The organism is Blautia sp. OF03-15BH (assembly GCF_003463065.1).
In the GTDB taxonomy this organism is placed as follows: domain Bacteria; phylum Bacillota; class Clostridia; order Lachnospirales; family Lachnospiraceae; genus Limivivens.
This window is the reverse complement of record NZ_QSCM01000003.1, coordinates 1-20,443: the sequence shown is the minus strand read 5'-3', so window position 1 is coordinate 20,443 and position 20,443 is coordinate 1. Positions and strand designations below refer to the sequence as shown.

The window sequence follows — 20,443 nt, the reverse complement described above, 5'->3', positions numbered from 1 at the left end:
CTTGCAGATTTCCGGCTTGGAACAGGGGCCGGAACCCTGCAGGAACCAAGGTTTTCTGCTGGAAGCCCGCATGATTTCTATAATGGAAGGGAGAGTTTTTATGAGTGAAAAAAAGAAATGCTGCAGCCGTCTGCTGATCTTTGTGAGTCTGCTGTTTCTGCTGGCCTGTCTGCCGCAGAACGCCTTACATACGAAAGCAGCGGTAAAATTAAGCCGGACCAAACTGGTCCTGACAGAGAAACAGAAGCTGCGGCTTCGTGTATATGGTCTGCCGAAGGGAGTCTCCCTTGTCTGGAAATCCAGCAGACCTTCCGTAGCGACCGTATCAAGGGGAACGGTTACCGCGAGAAGACGCGGAAATGCCGTCATCAGTGTCAATGTATTGAAAAACGGAAAACGTCTGGCAAGACGGGTGTGCAAGCTCCGGGTGGCAGAGGCTCCGGTGGTAGTCGCTTCACTTGGCGTGAGTGGAGAGGAATCCGAGCACATTGCGGAGGTTGGATTTACGGTTATTGGAAAGAGAAGCGCACTTCTGACCAACAAGATCGTTCTGCAGACGCCGGGGCAGAGCTGGCAGAACCTCTATCTTCTTGATGTGGATAAGATCAACAGCAGCAATGGAAATCAGCTTGGCTGGCTGAAGGGCAAAACCATACCTCCGTATAACAACAATGACCGGAATATTGTAGTTGCCTATTATGCGAGAAAGGATTACCGTCCTTTCCGGGTGACCTCTTCTTCGAAAGCGGTCTTTTATTTCTATTATGACGGTATCCGGTATAAAGCTTCAGCAAAGGATCTGGACAGTGCAGTGGATCCCCGGCCCTGTAAGCTTATCCGCCTGACTCCGCTGAGTCCGGCATAAGGAAGTGTTTTCACAGCAGATCATGAAAGCGGAACGTGAATGTCCGCAGAAATCAGAAGGCGAACAGCCGGATCTCTTTTGAGGTCCGGCTGAATTTTCGCTTGCTTTTTTCGGGAAAATGTAGTTAGATAGTAAGTGCGCTTTTTGAAAAAACGAAAGTATGTTTGGAAAGGAAATGACTATGGCAAAGACGACCACTTATGACGCCAGCAGTATCTCGGTCCTGGAAGGCCTGGAGGCAGTGCGGAAGCGTCCGGGTATGTATATAGGCAGCGTGTCCACCAAGGGACTGAATCATCTGATCTATGAGATCGTGGATAACGCGGTGGATGAACATCTGGCCGGTTTCTGTGACCGGATCGAGGTAACGCTGGAGGCGGACGGCTCTGCCACAGTGAATGATAACGGCCGTGGTATCCCGGTGGGAATGCATGAAAAGGGAATGTCGGCAGCCCGGCTGGTATTTACGACACTCCATGCCGGAGGAAAATTTGACAATGCGGCATATAAGACCAGCGGAGGCCTGCATGGCGTAGGCTCCTCTGTTGTCAATGCGCTGTCTACCTATCTGGAGATCAAGGTCAGCCGGGACGGGCAGATCAGTTATGATAAGTACGAGAGAGGAATTCCGGTGGTGGAACTGGAAGACGGTCTGCTTCCGGTGATCGGAAAGACACGGAAGACCGGTACCTGGGTCCATTTTCTGCCGGATCCGGAAATTTTCGAGAAAACCCGTTTTTCTGCCACGGAGGTAAAAAGCCGGCTCCATGAGACTGCTTACCTGAATCCGAACCTTACCATTGCATTTACTGATAAAAGAGACGGGAAAAACGAGACGGAAGAATTTCACGAACCGGAAGGACTTTCCGGCTTTGTCCGTGATATGAATAAAAACAAAGAGACCGTGACGGAGATCATCCATTTTACAGGTGAGGCTGACGGTATCACCGTGGAATGTGCGCTGCAGTATGTCAATGAGTTCCATGAGACGGTCTTAGGCTTCTGTAATAACATCTACAATGCAGAAGGCGGAACGCATCTTACCGGTTTTAAGACCACGTTTACCACTCTGATGAATACGTATGCCAGAGAACTGGGAATCCTGAAAGAAAAAGATGATAACTTCACCGGTACGGATATCCGCAACGGCATGACGGCGGTGGTTTCCATCAAGCATCCGGATCCCCGTTTCGAAGGTCAGACCAAGACCAAGCTGGATAACCAGGATGCTGCCAAGGCTGCCGGAAAGGTGACCGGTGAGGAACTGGTTCTTTATTTTGACCGGAACCTGGAAACGTTAAAGAGTGTCCTTGCCTGTGCGGAAAAAGCAGCCAAGATCCGTAAGACCGAGGAAAAAGCAAAGACCAATATGCTGACAAAGCAGAAATATTCCTTTGATTCCAACGGAAAACTGGCAAACTGTGAGAGCCGTGATCCTTCGATCTGCGAGATCTTTATCGTAGAGGGAGATTCTGCCGGCGGCTCTGCAAAAACTGCCCGGAACCGGAATTTCCAGGCGATCCTTCCGATCCGCGGAAAGATCCTGAATGTGGAAAAAGCCAGCATTGACAAGGTGCTGGCCAATGCGGAGATCAAAACGATGATCAATGCGTTTGGCTGTGGCTTTTCTGAAGGGTATGGAAATGACTTTGATATCACAAAGCTCCGTTATGATAAGATCATCATTATGGCAGATGCCGATGTGGACGGAGCCCATATCAGCACGTTGCTGCTGACTCTGTTTTACCGCTTTATGCCGGATCTGATCTATGAAGGTCACGTGTATCTTGCCATGCCGCCTCTTTACAAGGCAATCCCCAGTAAAGGGGAAGAAGAGTATCTTTACGATGACAAAGCACTGGAACGTTACCGGAAGACGCATAAGGGTTCTTTTATCCTCCAGCGATATAAAGGTCTGGGAGAAATGGATCCGGAGCAGCTCTGGGAAACCACACTGGATCCTGCTACCCGTATTCTGAAACGGGTGGAGATCGAGGATGGAAGAATGGCTTCTGATGTAACGGAAATGCTGATGGGAACAGAAGTGCCGCCTCGTAAGGCATTTATTTATGAGCATGCGCAGGATGCGGAACTGGATATCTAAGGAGGCGGAACGGAAGAATGGAAAAAGAACAGATCATCCGAACAGAATATTCGGATATTATGCAGAAATCTTATATTGATTATGCCATGAGTGTTATCGTTGCCAGGGCTCTGCCGGATGTGCGGGATGGACTGAAGCCGGTACAGCGGCGTACGCTGTATGATATGTATGAGCTTGGCATCCGCTATGACAGACCCTACCGGAAATGCGCCCGTATCGTCGGCGATACCATGGGTAAGTATCATCCGCACGGAGATTCCTCCATTTATGAGGCTCTGGTAGTCATGGCTCAGGAATTCAAAAAAGGCCTGCCTCTGGTGGACGGCCACGGAAACTTCGGCTCGATCGAAGGAGACGGAGCTGCAGCCATGCGATATACCGAGGCACGGCTTCAGAAGATCACACAGGAGATTTTTCTTGGGGATCTGGATAAGGATGTGGTAGACTTTGTGCCGAATTTTGATGAGACGGAGAAAGAACCGTCAGTGCTTCCGGTACGGGTACCGAACATCCTGGTAAATGGTTCTGACGGAATTGCTGTCGGTATGGTTACCAGCATCCCTCCCCACAATCTTGGTGAGGTCATTGATGCAGTAAAGGCGGTGATCCGGAATAACCAGATCACAAACAGAGAACTGATGGAGTATATCAAAGGTCCGGATTTTCCGACCGGCGGTATCGTGGTAAACAAAGATGACCTCCTTTCGATCTATGAGACCGGTACCGGCAAGATCCGTCTGCGCGGCCGGGTGGAAGTGGAAAAAGGAAAGGGCGGAAAGGACCGCCTTGTTATTACCGAGATCCCCTATACGATGATGGGAGCCAATATCGGTAAATTTTTAAATGATGTGGCGAATCTGGTGGAAAATAAGGTCACGACAGATATCGTGGATATTTCCAACCAGTCCTCCAAGGAGGGCATCCGCATCGTTCTGGAGCTCAGGAAAAACGCCGATGTGGACAATCTCATCAACATGCTTTATAAGAAGACACGCCTGGAAGATACCTTCGGTGTGAACATGCTGGCGGTAGCCGGTGGAAAACCGGAGACTTTAAGCCTGAAATCGATCATTGACTACCATGTGGATTTCCAGTTTGAGCTGGCTACGAGAAAATACCGTACGCTTTTGAATAAAGAACTGGCCAAAAAAGAGATCCAGGAGGGACTGATCAAGGCCTGTGACTGTATCGACCTGATCATTGAGATCCTGCGGGGAAGCAAGAACCAGAAACAGGTAAAAGAGTGTCTGGTAAACGGTGTCACGGAAGGAATCCGGTTTAAGACAAAAGCTTCTGAGAAAGCGGCAAAAACACTTCGTTTTACCGAAAACCAGGCAACAGCCATTCTGGAGATGCGTCTTTATAAGCTCATCGGGCTGGAGATCGAAGCCCTGATGAAGGAGCATGAAGCGACTCTGGCAAACATTGACAGGTATCAGGATATCCTGAACAATTACAAATCCATGGCCCGGGTCATCATCAAAGAACTGGATGCGGTGAAAAAAGAGTATGCCGTCCCCAGGAAGACGGACGTTGAGAATGCGGCGGAGGCTGTTTTCGAGGAGAAAAAGGTCGAGGAGATGGAAGTGGTCTTCCTTATGGACCGTTTCGGTTATGCGAGAACGGTGGATAAGTCTGTTTATGAACGGAATAGGGAAGCGGCAGATGCAGAGAGCAAATATGTGCTTTCCGTTATGAATACGGATAAGATCTCCATTCTCACGGACAGCGGCAGACAGCATCTGATCAAGGTGCTGGATCTTCCATACGGAAAATTCCGGGATAAAGGAAAGCCCATCGACAATCTCTGTAATTACGACAGCAGCAGTGAGCAGGTGGTGGCAGTGGAGAGCCTGCAGAAGCTGAAATACGCGGTGCTTCTTCTGGCTACGAAAAAGGGAATGCTCAAACAGATGGAGGGCATTGAACTGGATGTGGCGAAACGCTGTATTGCGGCGACCAAGCTGAATGAGGACGATACACTGATCTCCGTGGAACTTCTGGGAGAATATGAGCAGATCGTGCTTCAGACCCATCAGGGCTTTTTCCTGCGCTTCCCGATAGGAGAGATCCCAATGAAAAAGAAAAATGCGGTAGGTGTCCGCGGAATGAAGCTGGCGGATGATGATTTTATTGAAAATGTATATTATCTTACAGCTGGCGGTGATGCGGTTGCTCTTTACAAAGAAAAAGAAGTGCATTTGAACCGTCTCCGCATCGGAAAAAGAGATACAAAGGGAGTAAAAACCCGGGTTTAATGCGGATTTTCCTTTTTTTGCACTTGCTTTTTCTTTTACAGGGTGTTATAATGCAATTGATAATATTGTAACTAGAGTTGAGTGGGCGTTTCGTCCACTCTCTTTTTACTGTCAAAGGAGAGTTTTCCATATGACAGGGCAGGAAAGGTGGCGCAGATGACAAAAAGAGAGACGTATGAGAAAAAGGCGGAGGAACTCTTGCTTCCCATGATGGAGGAGAACGGGTTTGAGCTGGTAGACGTGGAGTATGTGAAGGAAGGCGGAAGCTGGTACCTTCGGGCGTATATCGATAAACCGGGCGGCATTGCCATCAATGACTGCGAGCTGATAAGCCGTGCTTTGAGTGACAAACTGGATGAAGAGGATTTTATTGAAGATTCCTATATCCTGGAAGTCAGCTCTCCGGGACTTGGCCGTCCCCTGAAAAAGGAAAAAGATTTCCAGAGAAATCTTGGAGAGGAAGTAGAAGTGCGTACCTTCCGTGCCATAGAGGGACAGAAGGAATTTACCGGTGTCCTGAAAGCATATGATAAAGAATCCGTGACCATTGAATTAGAAGAGACAGAAATGAAATTTGCCAGGACGGATATCGCGCTGATTCGGCAGGCTTTCGATTTCTGAGTGAAGGAGGAATTTTCAAAATGAATAATGAATTGTTGGAGGCGCTGACACTTCTGGAGAAAGAGAAAAACATCAGCAAAGATACGCTGCTGGAAGCGATTGAGCAGTCCCTGATCCAGGCATGTAAGAATAATTTCGGCAAAGCTGACAACGTAAAAGTAAGCATCAATCCGGAGACCTGTGAGTTTCATGTATGGGCTGAGAAGACCGTTGTGGAAGAGGTTACCGATGATGTGACAGAGATCGCCCTTTCCAAGGCAAAAATGATCCGTTCCACTTATGAACTCGGAGATACGGTGAATGTGGAGATCCATTCCAAAGAGTTTGGCCGTATCGCAACCCAGAATGCAAAGAACGTGATTCTTCAGAAGATCCGCGAGGAAGAGCGCAAAGTGCTTTATAATGAGTATTACGCAAAAGAACGTGACGTTGTGACCGGTATCGTACAGCGTTACCTTGGAAAGAATGTCAGCGTAAACTTAGGTAAAGTAGATGCGATCCTCAATGAAAACGAGATGGTAAAGGGCGAGGTATTCCGTCCCACTGAGAGGATCAAGGTTTACATCCTTGAGGTAAAAGACACCTCCAAAGGACCGAAGATCCTGGTATCCAGAACACATCCGGAGCTGGTAAAACGCCTCTTTGAGTCTGAGGTTACCGAGGTCCGTGACGGCACAGTAGAGATCAAATGTATCGCCCGTGAGGCAGGCAGCCGTACAAAAATGGCTGTTTATTCCAATAACCCGGATGTAGATCCCGTAGGAGCCTGCGTTGGTATCAACGGTGCCAGAGTCAATGCCATCGTAAATGAACTGCGCGGTGAGAAGATCGATATCATCAACTGGAACGAGAACAATGCGATTCTTATCGAGAATGCACTGAGCCCGGCAAAAGTTATTTCTGTTATTGCAGATGATGACGAAAAGACCGCAAAAGTTATCGTTCCGGATTACCAGCTGTCTCTGGCAATCGGTAAAGAAGGACAGAATGCCCGTCTGGCAGCCCGTCTGACCGGTTTCAAGATCGATATCAAGAGTGAGACCCAGGCAAAAGAGTCCGGCGAATTTGATGATCTTTTCGGAGATAACGGTGAGTATGAGGAGTCCGCAGATTACGAGGACGATTATACCGATAAGAACTATACCAGCGATGATTACGAGGAAGAGGCAGCGGCTGAAAGCACACCGGAGAATGAAGAAGGGGATGCAGAGTAAATCCTGCCGCCCGGAGGTGAGAAAATGAGTCAGGTCCGCAAGGTTCCCATGCGTCAGTGTATCGGCTGCAGGGAAATGAAAAGCAAGAAAGAAATGATCCGTATTCTCAAGACCACGGAAGATGAAGTGATCATCGATACCACCGGAAAGAAAAACGGGAGAGGGGCATATATCTGTCCCAGCCGGGAATGCTTTCAGAAGGCGGTAAAAAACAAAGGGATCGAACGTTCCCTGAAAATGGCGATTCCGAAAGAGGTCTATGAGACGCTGGAAAAGGAGATAGAACCGATTGAAACAGAATAAGATCCTGTCCCTGGTGGGGCTTGCCACGAAGGCGGGCAAAACAGCCAGCGGAGAGTTTTCCACGGAGAAATCCGTCAAAGAAGGAAAAGCGTGCCTGGTGATCGTTTCTGTTGAGAGCTCGGACAACACGAAGAAAAAATTTACAAATATGTGTACTTTTTATAAAGTACCCATGTATCTGTACGGAACAAAGGATGAATTGGGCGCAGCCATGGGAAAAGAATTCAGAGCTTCCCTGGCTGTGAATGACAGAGGCCTTGCAGAAGCGATCCGGAAGCAGCTGGATGCGCTGGAAGCATAAGATCCGTAACAGGTATGGCAGGTTCCGCCTGTTGCACCAGAAAAAGAGCAGGAGGCGGTCGTTATCGTGAGAATGAGAGTTTATGAGCTTGGCAGAAGCTTAGGCAGATCCAATCAGGAAATCATGAAGATATTAACACAGAACGGATGCAGAGTGACCAGTCACATGGCCGTTCTGGAAGAAAAACAGATAGAAATGGTGAGGAAAAAAGTGGAAGCAAACGAAAAATCCAAGATGGAAAATCAGAAGAATACCGAGGGAGAAGCACCCAAGAAAAAGAATATCACACAGGTGTTCCATCCTCAGAACAGCCGGAGCGGAATCAGCCGTCCGGCAGGGCAGAAGAGCCAGAAACCGGCACGTCCGGCAGGCGGACAGTCTCAGGAAAAGAGAACAGCAGGAGACCGTCCGGCAGCACAGGGCGGCGAGAGACGTCCGCAGGGTCAGAACACCGGAAACGGCGGAGAAAGAAGACCTCAGAATGGTGAGAGACGTCCGCAGGGCCAGAATGGCGAAAGAAGAAGCCAGGGTCAGAACGGTGAGAGAAGAGGAAATTACCAGGGCCAGGGCGGCGAGAGACGTCCGCAGGGTCAGAATGGTGAGAGAAGAGGAAATTACCAGGGCCAGGGCGGCGAGAGACGTCCGCAGGGTCAGAATGGTGAAAGAAGAGGAAATTATCAGGGCCAGGGCGGCGAGAGACGTCCGCAGGGTCAGAATGGTGAGAGAAGAGGCGGCTATCAGGGCCAGGGCGGCGGACGTCCGCAGGGCCAGAATGGCGAGAGAAGAGGCGGCTACCAGGGGCAGGACGGCGAGAGACGTCCGCAGAACGGAGACAGAAGAGGCGGCCAGAGAGGTGGCTCTTCTATTCCTAAGGCTCCCATGGAGAGCAAACCGCTGACAAAAGAATCCAGAACCCGTACCGACCGTAACAACGACCGGAACAGAAAGAACAGTGGTGAGGATAAATTTGACCGTCTGGAGAAGAAAAATGTATCCAGAGGCAACAATGCAGGAAAGAATCAGAAGAACAGCAAGCCGCAGACCGTAAAACCGGCACCGGCTCCGGAGAAGAAGGAAGATGAGATCAAAAACATCATTCTTCCGGAGACCATGACCATCCGTGAACTGGCGGATAAGATGAAAATCCAGGCGGCTGCCATCGTGAAGAAACTTTTCCTGCAGGGCAAGATCGTGACCGTAAACCATGAGATCGATTATGAGACAGCAGAAGAAATTGCTCTGGAGTTTAACTGCATCGCAGAACCGGAGGAAAAGGTAGATGTGATCGCTGAACTTCTGAAAGAGGACGAAGAGGACGAAAGCAAAATGGTTCCCAGACCGCCTGTTGTCTGCGTAATGGGTCATGTTGACCATGGTAAGACTTCTCTTCTGGATGCGATTCGTCATACCCATGTCATCGCAAAAGAGGCAGGTGGAATCACCCAGCATATCGGTGCTTACATGGTAACTATCAATGGTCAGAAGATCACATTCCTGGATACTCCGGGACATGAGGCATTTACCGCTATGCGTATGCGTGGAGCAAACGCTACAGATATCGCAATCCTTGTTGTAGCTGCAGATGACGGTGTGATGCCGCAGACCATTGAGGCGATCAACCATGCGAAAGCGGCAGGTATTGAGATCATTGTTGCCATCAATAAAATCGATAAGCCGAGTGCTAATATCGAGCGTGTAAAACAGGAACTTTCCGAATATGAACTGATCCCCGAGGACTGGGGCGGAAGCACCATCTGTGTACCGGTATCCGCACACACCGGAGAGGGTATGGATACGCTTCTTGAGATGATCCTTCTGACAGCAGAGGTCGATGAGCTGAAAGCAAACCCGAACCGTAAAGCAAGAGGTCTTGTTATCGAGGCTCAGCTGGATAAAGGAAAAGGTCCGGTTGCTACCGTTCTGGTACAGAAAGGTACACTTCATGTGGGAGATCCCATCGCAGCAGGTTCCTGTTTTGGAAAAGTCCGCGCCATGATCGATGACAAGGGACGCCGTGTCAAAGAGGCAGGACCCTCTGTTCCGGTTGAAATTCTGGGACTTTCTGATGTCCCGAATGCAGGTGAGATCTTTGTTCAGACTGATTCTGAGAAGGAAGCAAGAAGCTTTGCAGAGACCTTCATCAGTGAAAATAAAGAGAGACTTCTGGAGGAGACCCGTTCCAAGATGTCTCTGGATGATCTCTTCAGTCAGATCCAGGCAGGAAATCTGAAAGAACTGAACATCATTGTAAAAGCCGATGTACAGGGTTCTGTAGAGGCAGTAAAACAGAGCCTTCTCAAGCTTTCCAACGATGAAGTTGTGGTTAAGATCATCCACGGCGGTGTAGGTGCCATAAATGAGTCTGATGTTACTCTGGCAGCAACCTCCAACGCCATCATCATCGGCTTTAACGTACGTCCGGACAGCACGGCAAAAGCAACAGCAGAGCGTGAGGGCGTCGACCTTCGTCTCTACCGTGTCATCTACGATGCCATCGCCGATGTGGAAGCTGCCATGAAGGGTATGCTGGATCCGATCTACGAAGAGAAGGTGATTGGTCATGCAGAGGTCCGTCAGACCTTCAAGGCATCCGGAGTCGGAACCATTGCCGGTTCTTATGTTCTGGATGGTGTTTTCCAGAGAAACTGCAAAGTCCGCATTTCCAGAGAAGGCAAACAGATCTACGAGGGTGCGCTTGCTTCTCTGAAGAGATTCAAAGACGACGTAAAAGAAGTAAAGGCCGGCTACGAGTGTGGTCTTGTATTTGATAAATTCAATGACCTGCAGGAGTTCGACCAGGTAGAAGCTTATATCATGGTAGAGGTGCCGAGATAATATGAGAAAAAACAGTATCAAAAATACAAGGATCAACGGAGAGGTACAGCGAGAGCTGGCCAACATTATCCGCGGCGGGATCAAGGATCCGAGGATCAGCCCGCTGACCTCTGTGGTCGCTGTAGAAGTAGCACCGGATCTGAAGACCTGTAAAGCATATATCAGTGTTCTTGGTGACAGTGAAGCACAGAAAGCGACTCTGGAGGGACTGAAAAGTGCAGAAGGCTATATCCGCCGCGAGCTGGCGCATACCGTTAATCTGAGAAACACACCGGAGATCCGTTTTATTCTGGATCAGTCCATTGAATATGGTGTGCATATGTCAAAGATCATTGACGAGGTCACTGTGAAGGATGATGAAAATGTTTGATCTTGATCAGGAATTGAAGGGTGTAAAACGCATCGCTGTTGCCGGTCATATACGGCCGGACGGCGACTGCGTCGGTTCCTGCCTGGGGCTGGGGCTCTATCTCAGGGAAAATTATCCGGCACTGGAGGCTGTGGATCTTTATCTGGAGTCTGTGCCGGAAAGATTCCGGGTACTGGAAGGAACGGAGACGATCCGTACCTCTTACCCGAAGGAAACCTATGATGTGTTCTTTTCTCTGGACTGCGGAGATATCGGGCGGCTGGGAAACGCAGCGGAGTATCTCCATACAGCAGGAAAAGTGATCTGCGTGGATCACCACATCAGCAATCATGGCTTTGGTGACGTGCAGTTTATCGAGCCGGAAGCCAGCTCCGCTTCGGAGCTTGTTTACCTTTTGCTGGATGATAAGAAGCTCTCTGTAAATGCAGCCAAAGCTCTTTATATGGGAATTGCCCATGACACCGGTGTCTTTCAGTATTCCTGCACCAGCAGCCGTACGATGGAAATTGCCGGAAAGCTGATAGACAAAGGATTTGATTTCAATGAACTTCTGGATCAGACTTTTTTCCAGAAGACCTATCTGCAGAACCAGATCCTGGGACGTGCACTTCTGGAGAGCATGCTTCTGATGGATGGAAAATGCATCATCAGCGCTCTTCGGAAAAAAGACCTGGACTTCTATGGTGTGACCGGCGAGGATCTGGAGGGCATCGTAAGCCAGCTCCGCAACACCGCAGGTGTGGAAGTGGCTATTTTCCTTTATGAAACAGCCATTCAGGAGTTTAAGGTAAGTCTGCGTTCCAACGGAAAGGTGGATGTGAGCCGTGTGGCTTCCTATTTCGGAGGAGGCGGTCATGTCCGGGCAGCCGGCTGTACCATGCAGGGCAGTGTTTATGATGTACTCAACAATCTGACACTGCATATCGAGAAACAGCTGAAAGCAGCAGAAAACTGAGACAGGGAGCAAATTTGTGATTCACGGAGTAATCAATATTTATAAAGAACGGGGTTATACTTCTCACGATGTGGTGGGAAAGCTCCGTGGGATTTTAAAACAGAAAAAGATTGGTCACACAGGGACTCTGGATCCGGATGCGGAAGGAGTCCTTCCTGTCTGCCTGGGGAAAGCAACAAAGCTCTGCGATCTTCTGACAGACAAAGAGAAGACCTATCGGGCGGTGCTGCTTTTAGGAAAGAATACGGATACACAGGATGTTTCCGGTACGGTTCTTTCTGAACAGCCTGTAACGGCAGATGAAGAAACTGTCCGGGGGGCAGTGATGTCTTTTGTGGGAGCGTATGATCAGATTCCTCCGATGTATTCCGCACTGAAGGTCAACGGACAGAAACTCTGTGATCTGGCCCGGGCCGGAAAAGAAGTGGAACGCAAGCCCAGAAGAGTGACCATACGGGAGATCCGTGTGGAGCAGGTGGAACTTCCACGGGTGACTATGGAAGTGACCTGTTCCAAGGGAACCTATATCCGGACGCTTTGTCAGGATATTGGTGAAAAACTGGGCTGCGGCGGCTGTATGGAAAGTCTTCTTCGGACCCGTGTAGACCGCTTCTGTCTGGAGGAAGCCATCAAGCTGGGCGAGGTGGAAGCACTTAAAACAGAAAAAGGTCTGGAAGGTCTTATGGAAAAAATCCTTCCGATCGACGGGATGTTTGCTGCCGCACCGAAGGCTGTGGTTTTGGAGGAAGGAATAAAAGCTCTGGTCAATGGAAACACGCTCAGAGCGGCTTCTGTACAGACGGAGCAGCCGGTGCCCGATGGCGAAAGGCTCCGGGTATATGATGCAGATGGAAGGTTTTATGCACTCTATCGCTACGAAGAGTCTGAAAAACAGTACCGTCTGGAAAAAATGTTTTATGACCGGGAGAATGGCTGAATATCCGGGAGTCCACGGAAACATTCCGTGGACTTTTGTATATCCGTACAGAGAAGGACAGGAGGAAACAGATGGAATACATACAGGGCCTTGAAGGGCTTTATATCAATGATGAGACAGCTGTCACCCTTGGAAAATTTGACGGGCTTCACCGGGGACATCAGAAGCTGATCCGCCGTACCCGGGAATTTTCCAGACAGGGCTTGAAAAGTGTGGTTTTTACGCTGGATTTTAACCGGAAAGGCATGCTCCTGACCCGGGAAGAACGGCGTGCTATGCTGGAAAAGCAGAAAGTCGACTATCTGGTGGAATGCCCTTTTGTTCCGGAGGTGGCGCATATGGAGCCGGAAGAATTTATCCGGGGGATCGTGGCAGAAAAGCTTCATGCCCGGAAGGTTATCGTAGGAGAGGACTTCCACTTTGGTTATGAGAGAAAAGGAGATGCTTCTCTTTTACTGGAGCTGCAGAAGATTTATGGCTATCAGGCGGAGATTATAAAGAAGGAAGCTTATAAGGGAAGAGAGATCAGCAGTACCTATATCCGGGAAGCCCTGGAAAAAGGAGAAATGGAGTTGGCGGAAGAACTTCTCGGTTATCCGTATTTTGTCTCCGGAGAAGTGCTCCATGGAAGACATATGGGAGGCAGACTGCTTTTTCCGACAATTAATCTGATTCCAACGACCAGGAAACTTTTGCCTCCTAATGGTGTTTACGTGTCCAGAACGTATCTGGAGGATGGAAGGATCTTGGGCGGTATGACAAATATCGGTTACAAACCTACGGTGGGAGAAAAGTTCCGGGGAGTGGAGACTTATCTTTATGATGTGGATGAGGATCTTTATGGAGCGGATCTTCGCGTGGAGCTTCTTCATTTTACCCGTCCGGAGAAAAAGTTTGAGTCTCTGGATGCACTCCGGGAGCAGCTGGAAAGAGACATCGCCTATGGAAAGGAGTTTCTTCGATGAGCAGGATGCTGGAAAATGCCAGCGAGGTCTTCTTTGTACTGGGGATTCTCCTTACCATAGCGGGAGTTATTTTCCGTGAGATCCGCAGGGCCAAGGATCCTTACAAAGGCAGGGCGGTGGCGACTGTGGTGGAACTGTCCCCGGGAAAACCGGACAAGGCGGGAAAAGAGGCAGGTGTTCATGACTATTATTATCCGGTCATGAGCTTTTATGCCTCCAGCGGCCGTCTGATCCGGGAGCGTTACCGGAAGGGCAGCAATCCGCCTGCTTTCCGTGTGGGAGAAAAGGTCCCGATTCGCTATGATGTACAAAAGCCGGAACGCTTCACTTTGAATCATCCGGGAAGGGAAGAACGCATGGAATATCTTCTTTATATGGCGGGGCTTTTTTTTCTGCTGGCAGGTGGCAGTTGTTACCTTCTTTTCGGACTGCGGATCCTTGGCTGAGACTTCGCAAAATATCAGGAAAATGAGTTGACGGAAAGAAAAACTTCTGTTATACTGATGCAGTATGAGTTTAGCCGTCACTAAGGTTGCGGACACTCCGACCCCGTCTTAAGTGACAGGCGGTTATCTATTATTTATTTTATTATTTCAGGAGGATTTAACTATGATTTCCAAAGAGAAGAAAACAGCAATCATCAACGAGTATGCAAGAAAAGCTGGCGATACCGGTTCACCGGAGGTTCAGATCGCTATCCTGACCGCTCGTATCCAGGAGCTTACCGCTCATCTGCAGGAGAACCCGAAGGATCATCATTCCAGAAGAGGTCTTCTGAAAATGGTTGGTCAGAGACGTGGACTCCTTGCATATCTGAAAAAGTCAGATCTGGAAGGCTATCGTGCTCTGATTGCAAAACTTGGTATCAGAAAATAATCAGAAACAAAAACGGGGACGGGTCTTCCGTCCCCACTTTGCGTTAAGAAAACAAATGAGGCAGCAGGAGCCGCCGAGACCACTGAAAAGCAGATTTTCCCGAAAAGTCTTTTTTTCAGTTGTTTCGGATGGAAGGCTGCCGGAAAAGGAGAAAAACATATGTATAAGACGTTTTCCATGGAACTTGCCGGAAGAACGCTGAGCGTTGACATCGGCAGAGTTGCAAAACAGGCAAACGGTGCAGCTTTCATGCACTATGGTGACACCACCATCCTCAGCACCGCAACCGCATCCGACAAACCCCGTGAGGGCATTGATTTCTTCCCTTTAAGTGTGGAATATGAAGAGAAAATGTACGCTGTAGGAAAGATCCCGGGCGGCTTTAACAAGAGAGAGGGAAAAGCAAGCGAGCATGCGATCCTGACATCCCGTGTCATCGACCGTCCCATGCGTCCGCTGTTTCCGAAGGATTACCGCAATGACGTAACTTTGAACAACCTGGTTATGGCTGTAGATCCCGAGTGCAATCCGGAAGTGGTTGCTATGCTGGGTTCCTCTATTGCCACTTGCATTTCTGACATTCCTTTTGACGGCCCCTGTGCAGCGACTCAGATCGGTATGATCGATGGCGAGCTCATTGTAAACCCGACCCTGGCTCAGAAGGATGTTTCCGACCTGCAGCTGACCGTTGCTTCCACCCGTGAAAAGGTTATCATGATCGAGGCCGGAGCAAAAGAGATCCCGGAAGCTAAAATGATTGAGGCAATCTTCAAAGCACATGAAGTAAACCAGGAGATCATTAAATTCATTGATACCATCGTAGCAGAGTGCGGAAAAGAAAAGCACTCCTATGAGAGCTGTGCGGTTCCTGAGGAACTCTTTGAGGCAATCAAGAAGATTGTTACTCCGGAAGAGATGGAAGTTGCCGTATTTACCGATGACAAACAGACAAGAGAAGAAAATATCCGTCAGATCACTGAAAAACTGGAAGCAGAGTTTGCTGACAATGAGGACTGGCTGGCAATCCTTGGAGAGGCTATTTATCAGTATCAGAAAAAGACCGTCCGCAAGATGATTCTCAAAGATCACAAACGTCCGGATGGCCGTGCAATCACAGAGATCCGGCCGCTGGCAGCAGAGGTTGATATTATTCCGAGAGTGCATGGTTCTGCCATGTTTACCCGTGGACAGACACAGATCTGCAACGTCTGCACCCTGGCACCGCTTTCTGAGGCACAGCGTCTGGATGGTCTGGATGAGACAGAAGTGACTAAGAGATATATGCATCACTATAACTTCCCCAGCTATTCTGTTGGTGAGACAAAACCGAGCCGTGGACCGGGACGTCGTGAGATCGGTCACGGAGCTCTGGCAGAGCGTGCGTTGGTTCCGGTACTTCCAAGCGAGGCTGAGTTCCCGTATGCCATCCGTACCGTATCTGAGACTTTTGAATCTAACGGTTCTACCTCTCAGGCAAGTATTTGTGCTTCCAGTATGTCCCTGATGGCAGCTGGTGTACCGATCAAATCTGCAGTAGCAGGTATCTCCTGTGGACTGGTGACCGGTGACACCGATGATGATTACATTGTACTGACGGATATCCAGGGTCTGGAGGACTTCTTTGGCGATATGGACTTTAAGGTGGCTGGTACTCATGAAGGTATCACTGCTATCCAGATGGATATCAAGATCCACGGTCTGACCCGTCCGATCATTGAGGAGGCCATTGCAAGAACCCGTGAGGCAAGAATCTACATCATGGATGAGGTTATGGCAAAAGCGATCGCAGAGCCGAGAAAAGAAGTAGGCGAGTATGCACCGAAGATCGTTCAGATCCGCATCAATCCGGATAAGATCGGTGATGTGGTAGGTCAGAAGGGTAAGACCATCAATGCGATCATCGATGAGACCGGCGTGAAGATTGATATCACCGATGACGGTGCAGTTTCTGTATGCGGAACGGATATGGCAATGATCCAGAAAGCCATCGACCTGATCAAGATCATCGTAACCGATTTTGAGGCAGGTCAGCTTCTGACCGGTAAAGTTGTCAGCATCAAGGAATTTGGTGCATTCGTTGAGTTTGCTCCGGGTAAAGAGGGTATGGTCCACATCTCCAAGATTGCCAAAGAGCGTATCAACCGTGTAGAGGATGTGCTGACTCTCGGTGATGTCGTGAAGGTTGTATGCCTTGGAAAAGACAAGATGGGCAGAATGAGCTTCAGTATGAAAGATGTAAAAGAAGACTGATAGATAAAAATGAGAGCCGCCTTTTTGGGCGGCTCTTGTTGATTTTGTGCCTATAAAGAGGATGTTGCTTCCTGACGGATGACAAAAACAGGAATCGGCGGATGGTTGGGTCGGTTAAAATAATCTGTTTTCAACACCAGATAGCTCTTTGGATCCAGAGTCTGTAAAAATTGCAGGAGTACATCTCTTTCTTCAAAGCCCGTATCCTGACCGCTGTAAATGCAAAGGCTTAAAAGGCCACCGGCTTTCAGAAGCGGAAGAGCCGCTTTTACGGCGGCAAGGCTTGTCTCAGGATGTGTGGCCTTTGCGTGGTCACCTCCCGGAAGATAGCCAAAATTAAAAGTGATGCAGGAAACGCTGCCTGGGAGGGCATGTTTTCCGATTTCTGTGTGACTTTCAAGAAAAAGCGTAGTATTGTCCGGGCAGTTTTCATTTCTCAGTCTTTTCCGGGTATTTGAAAGAGCGATTTCCTGAATGTCAAAAGCGAGGACCTGGCCTTCGGTTCCTGCCAGGGAAGAGAGAAATGCGGTATCGTGACCGTTTCCCATAGTGGCATCCATGCAGAGATCACCGGGAGAAACAAAGTCCCGGATCATCCGATGACACCATTCGGTGATTTGATATGAAGTCATAAAAAAGTTCCTTTCTGTGTTTCATCAGGCTTGTGCTCCGATCAGAAAAAGCATAGATCATTTTCCGGTACTTGTCAATTTTTTTACAAACTGCTAGAATGAGGATAACGGCAAAAAAAGTTTAGTGGCAAGTGTCTGTTTTCACAGAACCTACATAAAGCTGTGTTAAGATAAGAAAAAGTAAAAAGCTGCGGAAGTATTGGCTGCAGCAGTGGAAAGATAAAAAAGACCTGAGGTGAAGATTTATGGAAAAACTGAAAGTAATGGTAGTCGATGACGAAAGCAGAATGCGCAAACTGGTGCGGGATTTTCTGGTCCGTCAGGATTTTGAGGTACTTGAGGCCGGAGATGGAGAACAGGCAGTGGATCTTTTCTTTGAAGAAAAAGACATTGCGCTGATCATTCTGGATGTCATGATGCCAAAGATGGACGGCTGGCAGGTCTGTCGCGAGATCCGGAAACATTCCAAGGTGCCTATCATCATGCTGACAGCCAGAGGAGATGAACAGGATGAACTCCTTGGCTTTGAACTGGGAGTGGATGAGTATATTTCAAAACCCTTCAGTCCCAAGATCCTGGTGGCCCGTGTGGAGGCGATCCTTCGAAGAACAAATGCTATTTCTTCTGACAGTGTGATCACTGCCGGGATCCTTTCTCTTGACAAGGCAGCTCATCAGGTAAAAGTGGATGGCCAGGAGGTGGAACTGAGCTTCAAGGAATTTGAACTTCTTTCTTATTTTATGGAAAATCAGGGACTGGCTCTTTCCCGGGAAAAGATCCTGAATAATGTCTGGAACTATGATTATTTCGGGGATGCCAGAACCATTGATACCCATGTAAAGAAGCTTCGGAGCAAACTTGGAAAAGCAGGGGATTATATCCGGACAATCTGGGGAATGGGATATAAATTCGAGGTGGAAGGATAAATGAAACATTCCATACGAAACAGGATCGCAGTGGCGATCGTTGCTCTGCTGCTATTTGTTCTGGGCACCAGTTTTCTTGTGAACAATGTTTTTCTGGAAAAATACTATATGGTGCAGAAGGAACGGGCCCTGATCAAGGTCTATTCTCTGATCAATGCCTATGATCTTCCCAATTCCTATCAGGAGGATGATTTCCAGAGAAATCTGGAACTTCTCTGTAATCGCTATAATATCCGACTGGTCATCAGTGACGAAGAGATGAACCCGGAGCTCTGGTGTGTGAGCTCTGACCAGGACAAATCTCTGCTGGCAGGACGGTTGTTTGCCTATAATTATGGTGTGAGCTCTTTTGAAAAGGATGTGCTGATCCATACGGATCATTATACAGTACAAAAGATCAGGGATCCTTTTAATGAACAGTATTATCTGGAGATCTGGGGCGGTCTGGACAATGGCTATAACTTTATCATGCGTCTGGCATTGGACAGCATCTGGGACAGTGTGAAAATCTCCAATGAGTTTTTCAGCTATTTTGCTTTGGCAGGCATACTCTTTGGTGTTATTCTTGCCGTATGGCTGTCCAAACAGATCACCAAACCCATTCAGGAGCTGACAGAGCTTTCCAAAAGGATGGCAGAACTGGATTTTGAAGCAAAATATACCAGGGGCGGAAGTGATGAGATCGCCCAGCTGGGGGATCACTTCAATCAGATGTCCGATAAGCTTCAGGAAACGATCTCTGAGCTGAAAACGGCTAATAATGAGCTTCAGAGCGATATCCGGAAGAAAGAACAGATCGATGAAATGAGAAAAGAATTTCTTTCAAACGTCTCGCACGAATTAAAAACCCCTATCGCTTTGATCCAGGGCTATGCAGAAGGGCTAAAGGAGTGTATCAACGATGATCCGGAAAGCAGGGAGTTTTACTGTGAAGTGATCATGGATGAATCTTCCAAGATGAATCAGATGGTGAAAAAACTTCTGACGCTGAATCAGCTGGAGTTTGGAAATGATGTAGTGACGATGGAACGGTTTGATCTGGTAAGCCTGGTGAAAGGTGTGATACAGTCTGCTTCCATTCTGGCACAGCAGAAAGAGGCAAAGATCCTGTTTGAGGAGGAAGAGCCGGTTTATGTCTGGGCAGATGAATTCAAGGTAGAAGAGGTTGTGACAAACTATATCAGCAATGCCCTCAATCACCTGGAGGGAGACAAGGTCATCGATGTCAAACTGATCCGGAAGCCGGGGAATGTGATCCGCACGACTGTCTTCAATACGGGCAAACCGATTCCGGCAGAGGATCTGGATAAGATCTGGATCAAATTTTATAAAGTGGATAAAGCCAGGACCCGGGAATACGGTGGAAGCGGTATCGGTCTTTCCATTGTAAAAGCTATCATGGATTCTTTCCATCAGAAATGTGGTGTCAAGAACTATGATAACGGTGTAGAATTCTGGTTTGAACTGGATGGAGGCGAAAAATGTGGAAATACAGGAAAAGATGATCAGCGGTTACTGCCGGGCCCAGAACAGGTCTAATACCGTCTGCTGCGAATATGAAGAAAGTACGGAAGGCTTGGTTTTGACCTTTGCAGACTGTAATTTCAGACATTGTATCCATTTTGAAACCTGCCTTCTTATGAAAGAAGCACGGGAAGGGACAATAGAAGAGAACTGAAGAAAGAAACGATTGAAAAATGCTGCGTGGAACAAATTTCATGCAGTATTTTTTTGCCTGTAAGTGTTGATTTGTCCAATGATTGCGCAATCGTCCAATGGAAAATGAAAAAACTTGAAAAAAGTAGTTGACAATCCCGTCTCATTGGTGTATTATACTCCATGTCGCCGATGAAATTGATTGAACTGCTCAAACAATTCAAACAATTCAAACTTTTAAATCTTCAAAAAAGATAAAAAAGTGGTTGACAAAAGAAACAGAACCTGATATAGTATAAAAGTTGCTGCTGAGACGGCAACAAACCAAGAACCTTGATAACTGAACAGTGACATATCCTTGAAAGTTCAAAAGAA

At 48.2% G+C, this 20,443-nt stretch carries 18 protein-coding genes; 17 read left to right on the top strand and 1 reads right to left on the bottom strand.

What is annotated here, in order from left to right; translation table 11 throughout:
- The first annotated feature begins 100 nt into the window (after positions 1 to 100).
- From DXA57_RS04365 to DXA57_RS04295, 15 genes are all read left to right on the top strand, one after another.
- A complete protein-coding gene (locus tag DXA57_RS04365; RefSeq protein ID WP_158571230.1) occupies positions 101 to 865 on the top strand; it encodes an Ig-like domain-containing protein in 765 nt (254 codons plus the stop codon).
- Between the two features lie 181 nt (positions 866 to 1,046).
- Positions 1,047 to 2,969 carry a DNA gyrase/topoisomerase IV subunit B gene (locus tag DXA57_RS04360; RefSeq protein ID WP_117765017.1) on the top strand — a complete coding sequence of 641 codons (1,923 nt, stop codon included), beginning with the start codon at positions 1,047 to 1,049 and terminating at the stop codon, positions 2,967 to 2,969.
- Positions 2,970 to 2,986: 17 nt separating this feature from the next.
- Positions 2,987 to 5,227, top strand: coding sequence for a DNA gyrase/topoisomerase IV subunit A (locus DXA57_RS04355; protein ID WP_117765015.1), 2,241 nt, complete (start codon positions 2,987 to 2,989; stop codon positions 5,225 to 5,227).
- 156 nt (positions 5,228 to 5,383) lie between these two features.
- On the top strand, positions 5,384 to 5,848 hold the full coding sequence (gene rimP / locus DXA57_RS04350; protein ID WP_117765013.1) for a ribosome maturation factor RimP: 465 nt from the start codon (positions 5,384 to 5,386) through the stop codon (positions 5,846 to 5,848).
- A 20-nt stretch (positions 5,849 to 5,868) separates the two neighbouring features.
- Entirely contained in the window at positions 5,869 to 7,062 is a 1,194-nt protein-coding gene (gene nusA / locus DXA57_RS04345) for a transcription termination factor NusA (RefSeq protein WP_117765011.1), read from the top strand.
- Positions 7,063 to 7,086: 24 nt separating this feature from the next.
- A complete protein-coding gene (gene rnpM, locus DXA57_RS04340) occupies positions 7,087 to 7,365 on the top strand; it encodes an RNase P modulator RnpM (protein WP_117765009.1) in 279 nt (92 codons plus the stop codon).
- Positions 7,352 to 7,666: a L7Ae/L30e/S12e/Gadd45 family ribosomal protein gene (locus DXA57_RS04335; protein ID WP_117765007.1), complete on the top strand. Its 315-nt coding sequence runs from the start codon at positions 7,352 to 7,354 to the stop codon at positions 7,664 to 7,666. The genes rnpM and DXA57_RS04335 overlap by 14 nt, the downstream gene beginning before the upstream one ends.
- A gap of 72 nt (positions 7,667 to 7,738) precedes the next feature.
- Entirely contained in the window at positions 7,739 to 10,501 is a 2,763-nt protein-coding gene (gene infB, locus DXA57_RS04330; protein WP_147345661.1) for a translation initiation factor IF-2, read from the top strand.
- A gap of 1 nt (position 10,502) precedes the next feature.
- Positions 10,503 to 10,871 (top strand): 30S ribosome-binding factor RbfA, encoded by a 369-nt coding sequence (gene rbfA / locus DXA57_RS04325; RefSeq protein WP_117765003.1) that lies wholly within the window; start codon positions 10,503 to 10,505, stop codon positions 10,869 to 10,871.
- Positions 10,864 to 11,826 carry a DHH family phosphoesterase gene (locus tag DXA57_RS04320; protein WP_199612675.1) on the top strand — a complete coding sequence of 321 codons (963 nt, stop codon included), beginning with the start codon at positions 10,864 to 10,866 and terminating at the stop codon, positions 11,824 to 11,826. Before rbfA ends, DXA57_RS04320 begins: the two co-directional genes overlap by 8 nt.
- A gap of 16 nt (positions 11,827 to 11,842) precedes the next feature.
- Positions 11,843 to 12,763: a tRNA pseudouridine(55) synthase TruB gene (gene truB / locus DXA57_RS04315; protein WP_117765001.1), complete on the top strand. Its 921-nt coding sequence runs from the start codon at positions 11,843 to 11,845 to the stop codon at positions 12,761 to 12,763.
- A gap of 71 nt (positions 12,764 to 12,834) precedes the next feature.
- Complete coding sequence (locus tag DXA57_RS04310) at positions 12,835 to 13,728, top strand: bifunctional riboflavin kinase/FAD synthetase (RefSeq protein WP_117764999.1); 894 nt, start codon at positions 12,835 to 12,837, stop codon at positions 13,726 to 13,728.
- Entirely contained in the window at positions 13,725 to 14,174 is a 450-nt protein-coding gene (locus tag DXA57_RS04305) for a DUF3592 domain-containing protein (RefSeq protein WP_117764997.1), read from the top strand. The genes DXA57_RS04310 and DXA57_RS04305 overlap by 4 nt, the downstream gene beginning before the upstream one ends.
- A gap of 163 nt (positions 14,175 to 14,337) precedes the next feature.
- Entirely contained in the window at positions 14,338 to 14,604 is a 267-nt protein-coding gene (rpsO, locus tag DXA57_RS04300; protein ID WP_117764995.1) for a 30S ribosomal protein S15, read from the top strand.
- A 159-nt stretch (positions 14,605 to 14,763) separates the two neighbouring features.
- The gene (locus DXA57_RS04295; RefSeq protein ID WP_117764993.1) at positions 14,764 to 16,854 is read left to right on the top strand and encodes a polyribonucleotide nucleotidyltransferase; all 2,091 of its coding nucleotides are present in this window, start codon (positions 14,764 to 14,766) and stop codon (positions 16,852 to 16,854) included.
- Positions 16,855 to 16,904: 50 nt separating this feature from the next.
- Here DXA57_RS04295 and DXA57_RS04290 read toward each other — a convergent pair whose 3' ends face one another.
- A complete protein-coding gene (locus DXA57_RS04290; RefSeq protein WP_117764991.1) occupies positions 16,905 to 17,486 on the bottom strand; it encodes a tRNA (mnm(5)s(2)U34)-methyltransferase in 582 nt (193 codons plus the stop codon).
- A 245-nt stretch (positions 17,487 to 17,731) separates the two neighbouring features.
- Between DXA57_RS04290 and DXA57_RS04285 the strand changes: the two genes are divergently transcribed.
- Entirely contained in the window at positions 17,732 to 18,412 is a 681-nt protein-coding gene (locus tag DXA57_RS04285) for a response regulator transcription factor (RefSeq protein WP_117764989.1), read from the top strand.
- Positions 18,413 to 19,951, top strand: coding sequence for a sensor histidine kinase (locus DXA57_RS04280; protein WP_117764987.1), 1,539 nt, complete (start codon positions 18,413 to 18,415; stop codon positions 19,949 to 19,951).
- Positions 19,952 to 20,443: the final 492 nt, after the last annotated feature.

What these genes read in the sequence shown, in the direction of transcription:
- DXA57_RS04365 (WP_158571230.1), top strand. Translation starts at nt 101, where the DNA reads ATGAGTGAAAAAAAGAAATGCTGCAGCCGTCTGCTGATCTTTGTGAGT.
- DXA57_RS04360 (WP_117765017.1), top strand. Translation starts at nt 1,047, where the DNA reads ATGGCAAAGACGACCACTTATGACGCCAGCAGTATCTCGGTCCTGGAA.
- DXA57_RS04355 (WP_117765015.1), top strand. Translation starts at nt 2,987, where the DNA reads ATGGAAAAAGAACAGATCATCCGAACAGAATATTCGGATATTATGCAG.
- rimP (WP_117765013.1), top strand. Translation starts at nt 5,384, where the DNA reads ATGACAAAAAGAGAGACGTATGAGAAAAAGGCGGAGGAACTCTTGCTT.
- nusA (WP_117765011.1), top strand. Translation starts at nt 5,869, where the DNA reads ATGAATAATGAATTGTTGGAGGCGCTGACACTTCTGGAGAAAGAGAAA.
- rnpM (WP_117765009.1), top strand. Translation starts at nt 7,087, where the DNA reads ATGAGTCAGGTCCGCAAGGTTCCCATGCGTCAGTGTATCGGCTGCAGG.
- infB (WP_147345661.1), top strand. Translation starts at nt 7,739, where the DNA reads ATGAGAGTTTATGAGCTTGGCAGAAGCTTAGGCAGATCCAATCAGGAA.
- rbfA (WP_117765003.1), top strand. Translation starts at nt 10,503, where the DNA reads ATGAGAAAAAACAGTATCAAAAATACAAGGATCAACGGAGAGGTACAG.
- DXA57_RS04320 (WP_199612675.1), top strand. Translation starts at nt 10,864, where the DNA reads ATGTTTGATCTTGATCAGGAATTGAAGGGTGTAAAACGCATCGCTGTT.
- DXA57_RS04310 (WP_117764999.1), top strand. Translation starts at nt 12,835, where the DNA reads ATGGAATACATACAGGGCCTTGAAGGGCTTTATATCAATGATGAGACA.
- DXA57_RS04305 (WP_117764997.1), top strand. Translation starts at nt 13,725, where the DNA reads ATGAGCAGGATGCTGGAAAATGCCAGCGAGGTCTTCTTTGTACTGGGG.
- rpsO (WP_117764995.1), top strand. Translation starts at nt 14,338, where the DNA reads ATGATTTCCAAAGAGAAGAAAACAGCAATCATCAACGAGTATGCAAGA.
- DXA57_RS04295 (WP_117764993.1), top strand. Translation starts at nt 14,764, where the DNA reads ATGTATAAGACGTTTTCCATGGAACTTGCCGGAAGAACGCTGAGCGTT.
- DXA57_RS04290 (WP_117764991.1), bottom strand. Translation starts at nt 17,486, where the DNA reads ATGACTTCATATCAAATCACCGAATGGTGTCATCGGATGATCCGGGAC.
- DXA57_RS04285 (WP_117764989.1), top strand. Translation starts at nt 17,732, where the DNA reads ATGGAAAAACTGAAAGTAATGGTAGTCGATGACGAAAGCAGAATGCGC.
- DXA57_RS04280 (WP_117764987.1), top strand. Translation starts at nt 18,413, where the DNA reads ATGAAACATTCCATACGAAACAGGATCGCAGTGGCGATCGTTGCTCTG.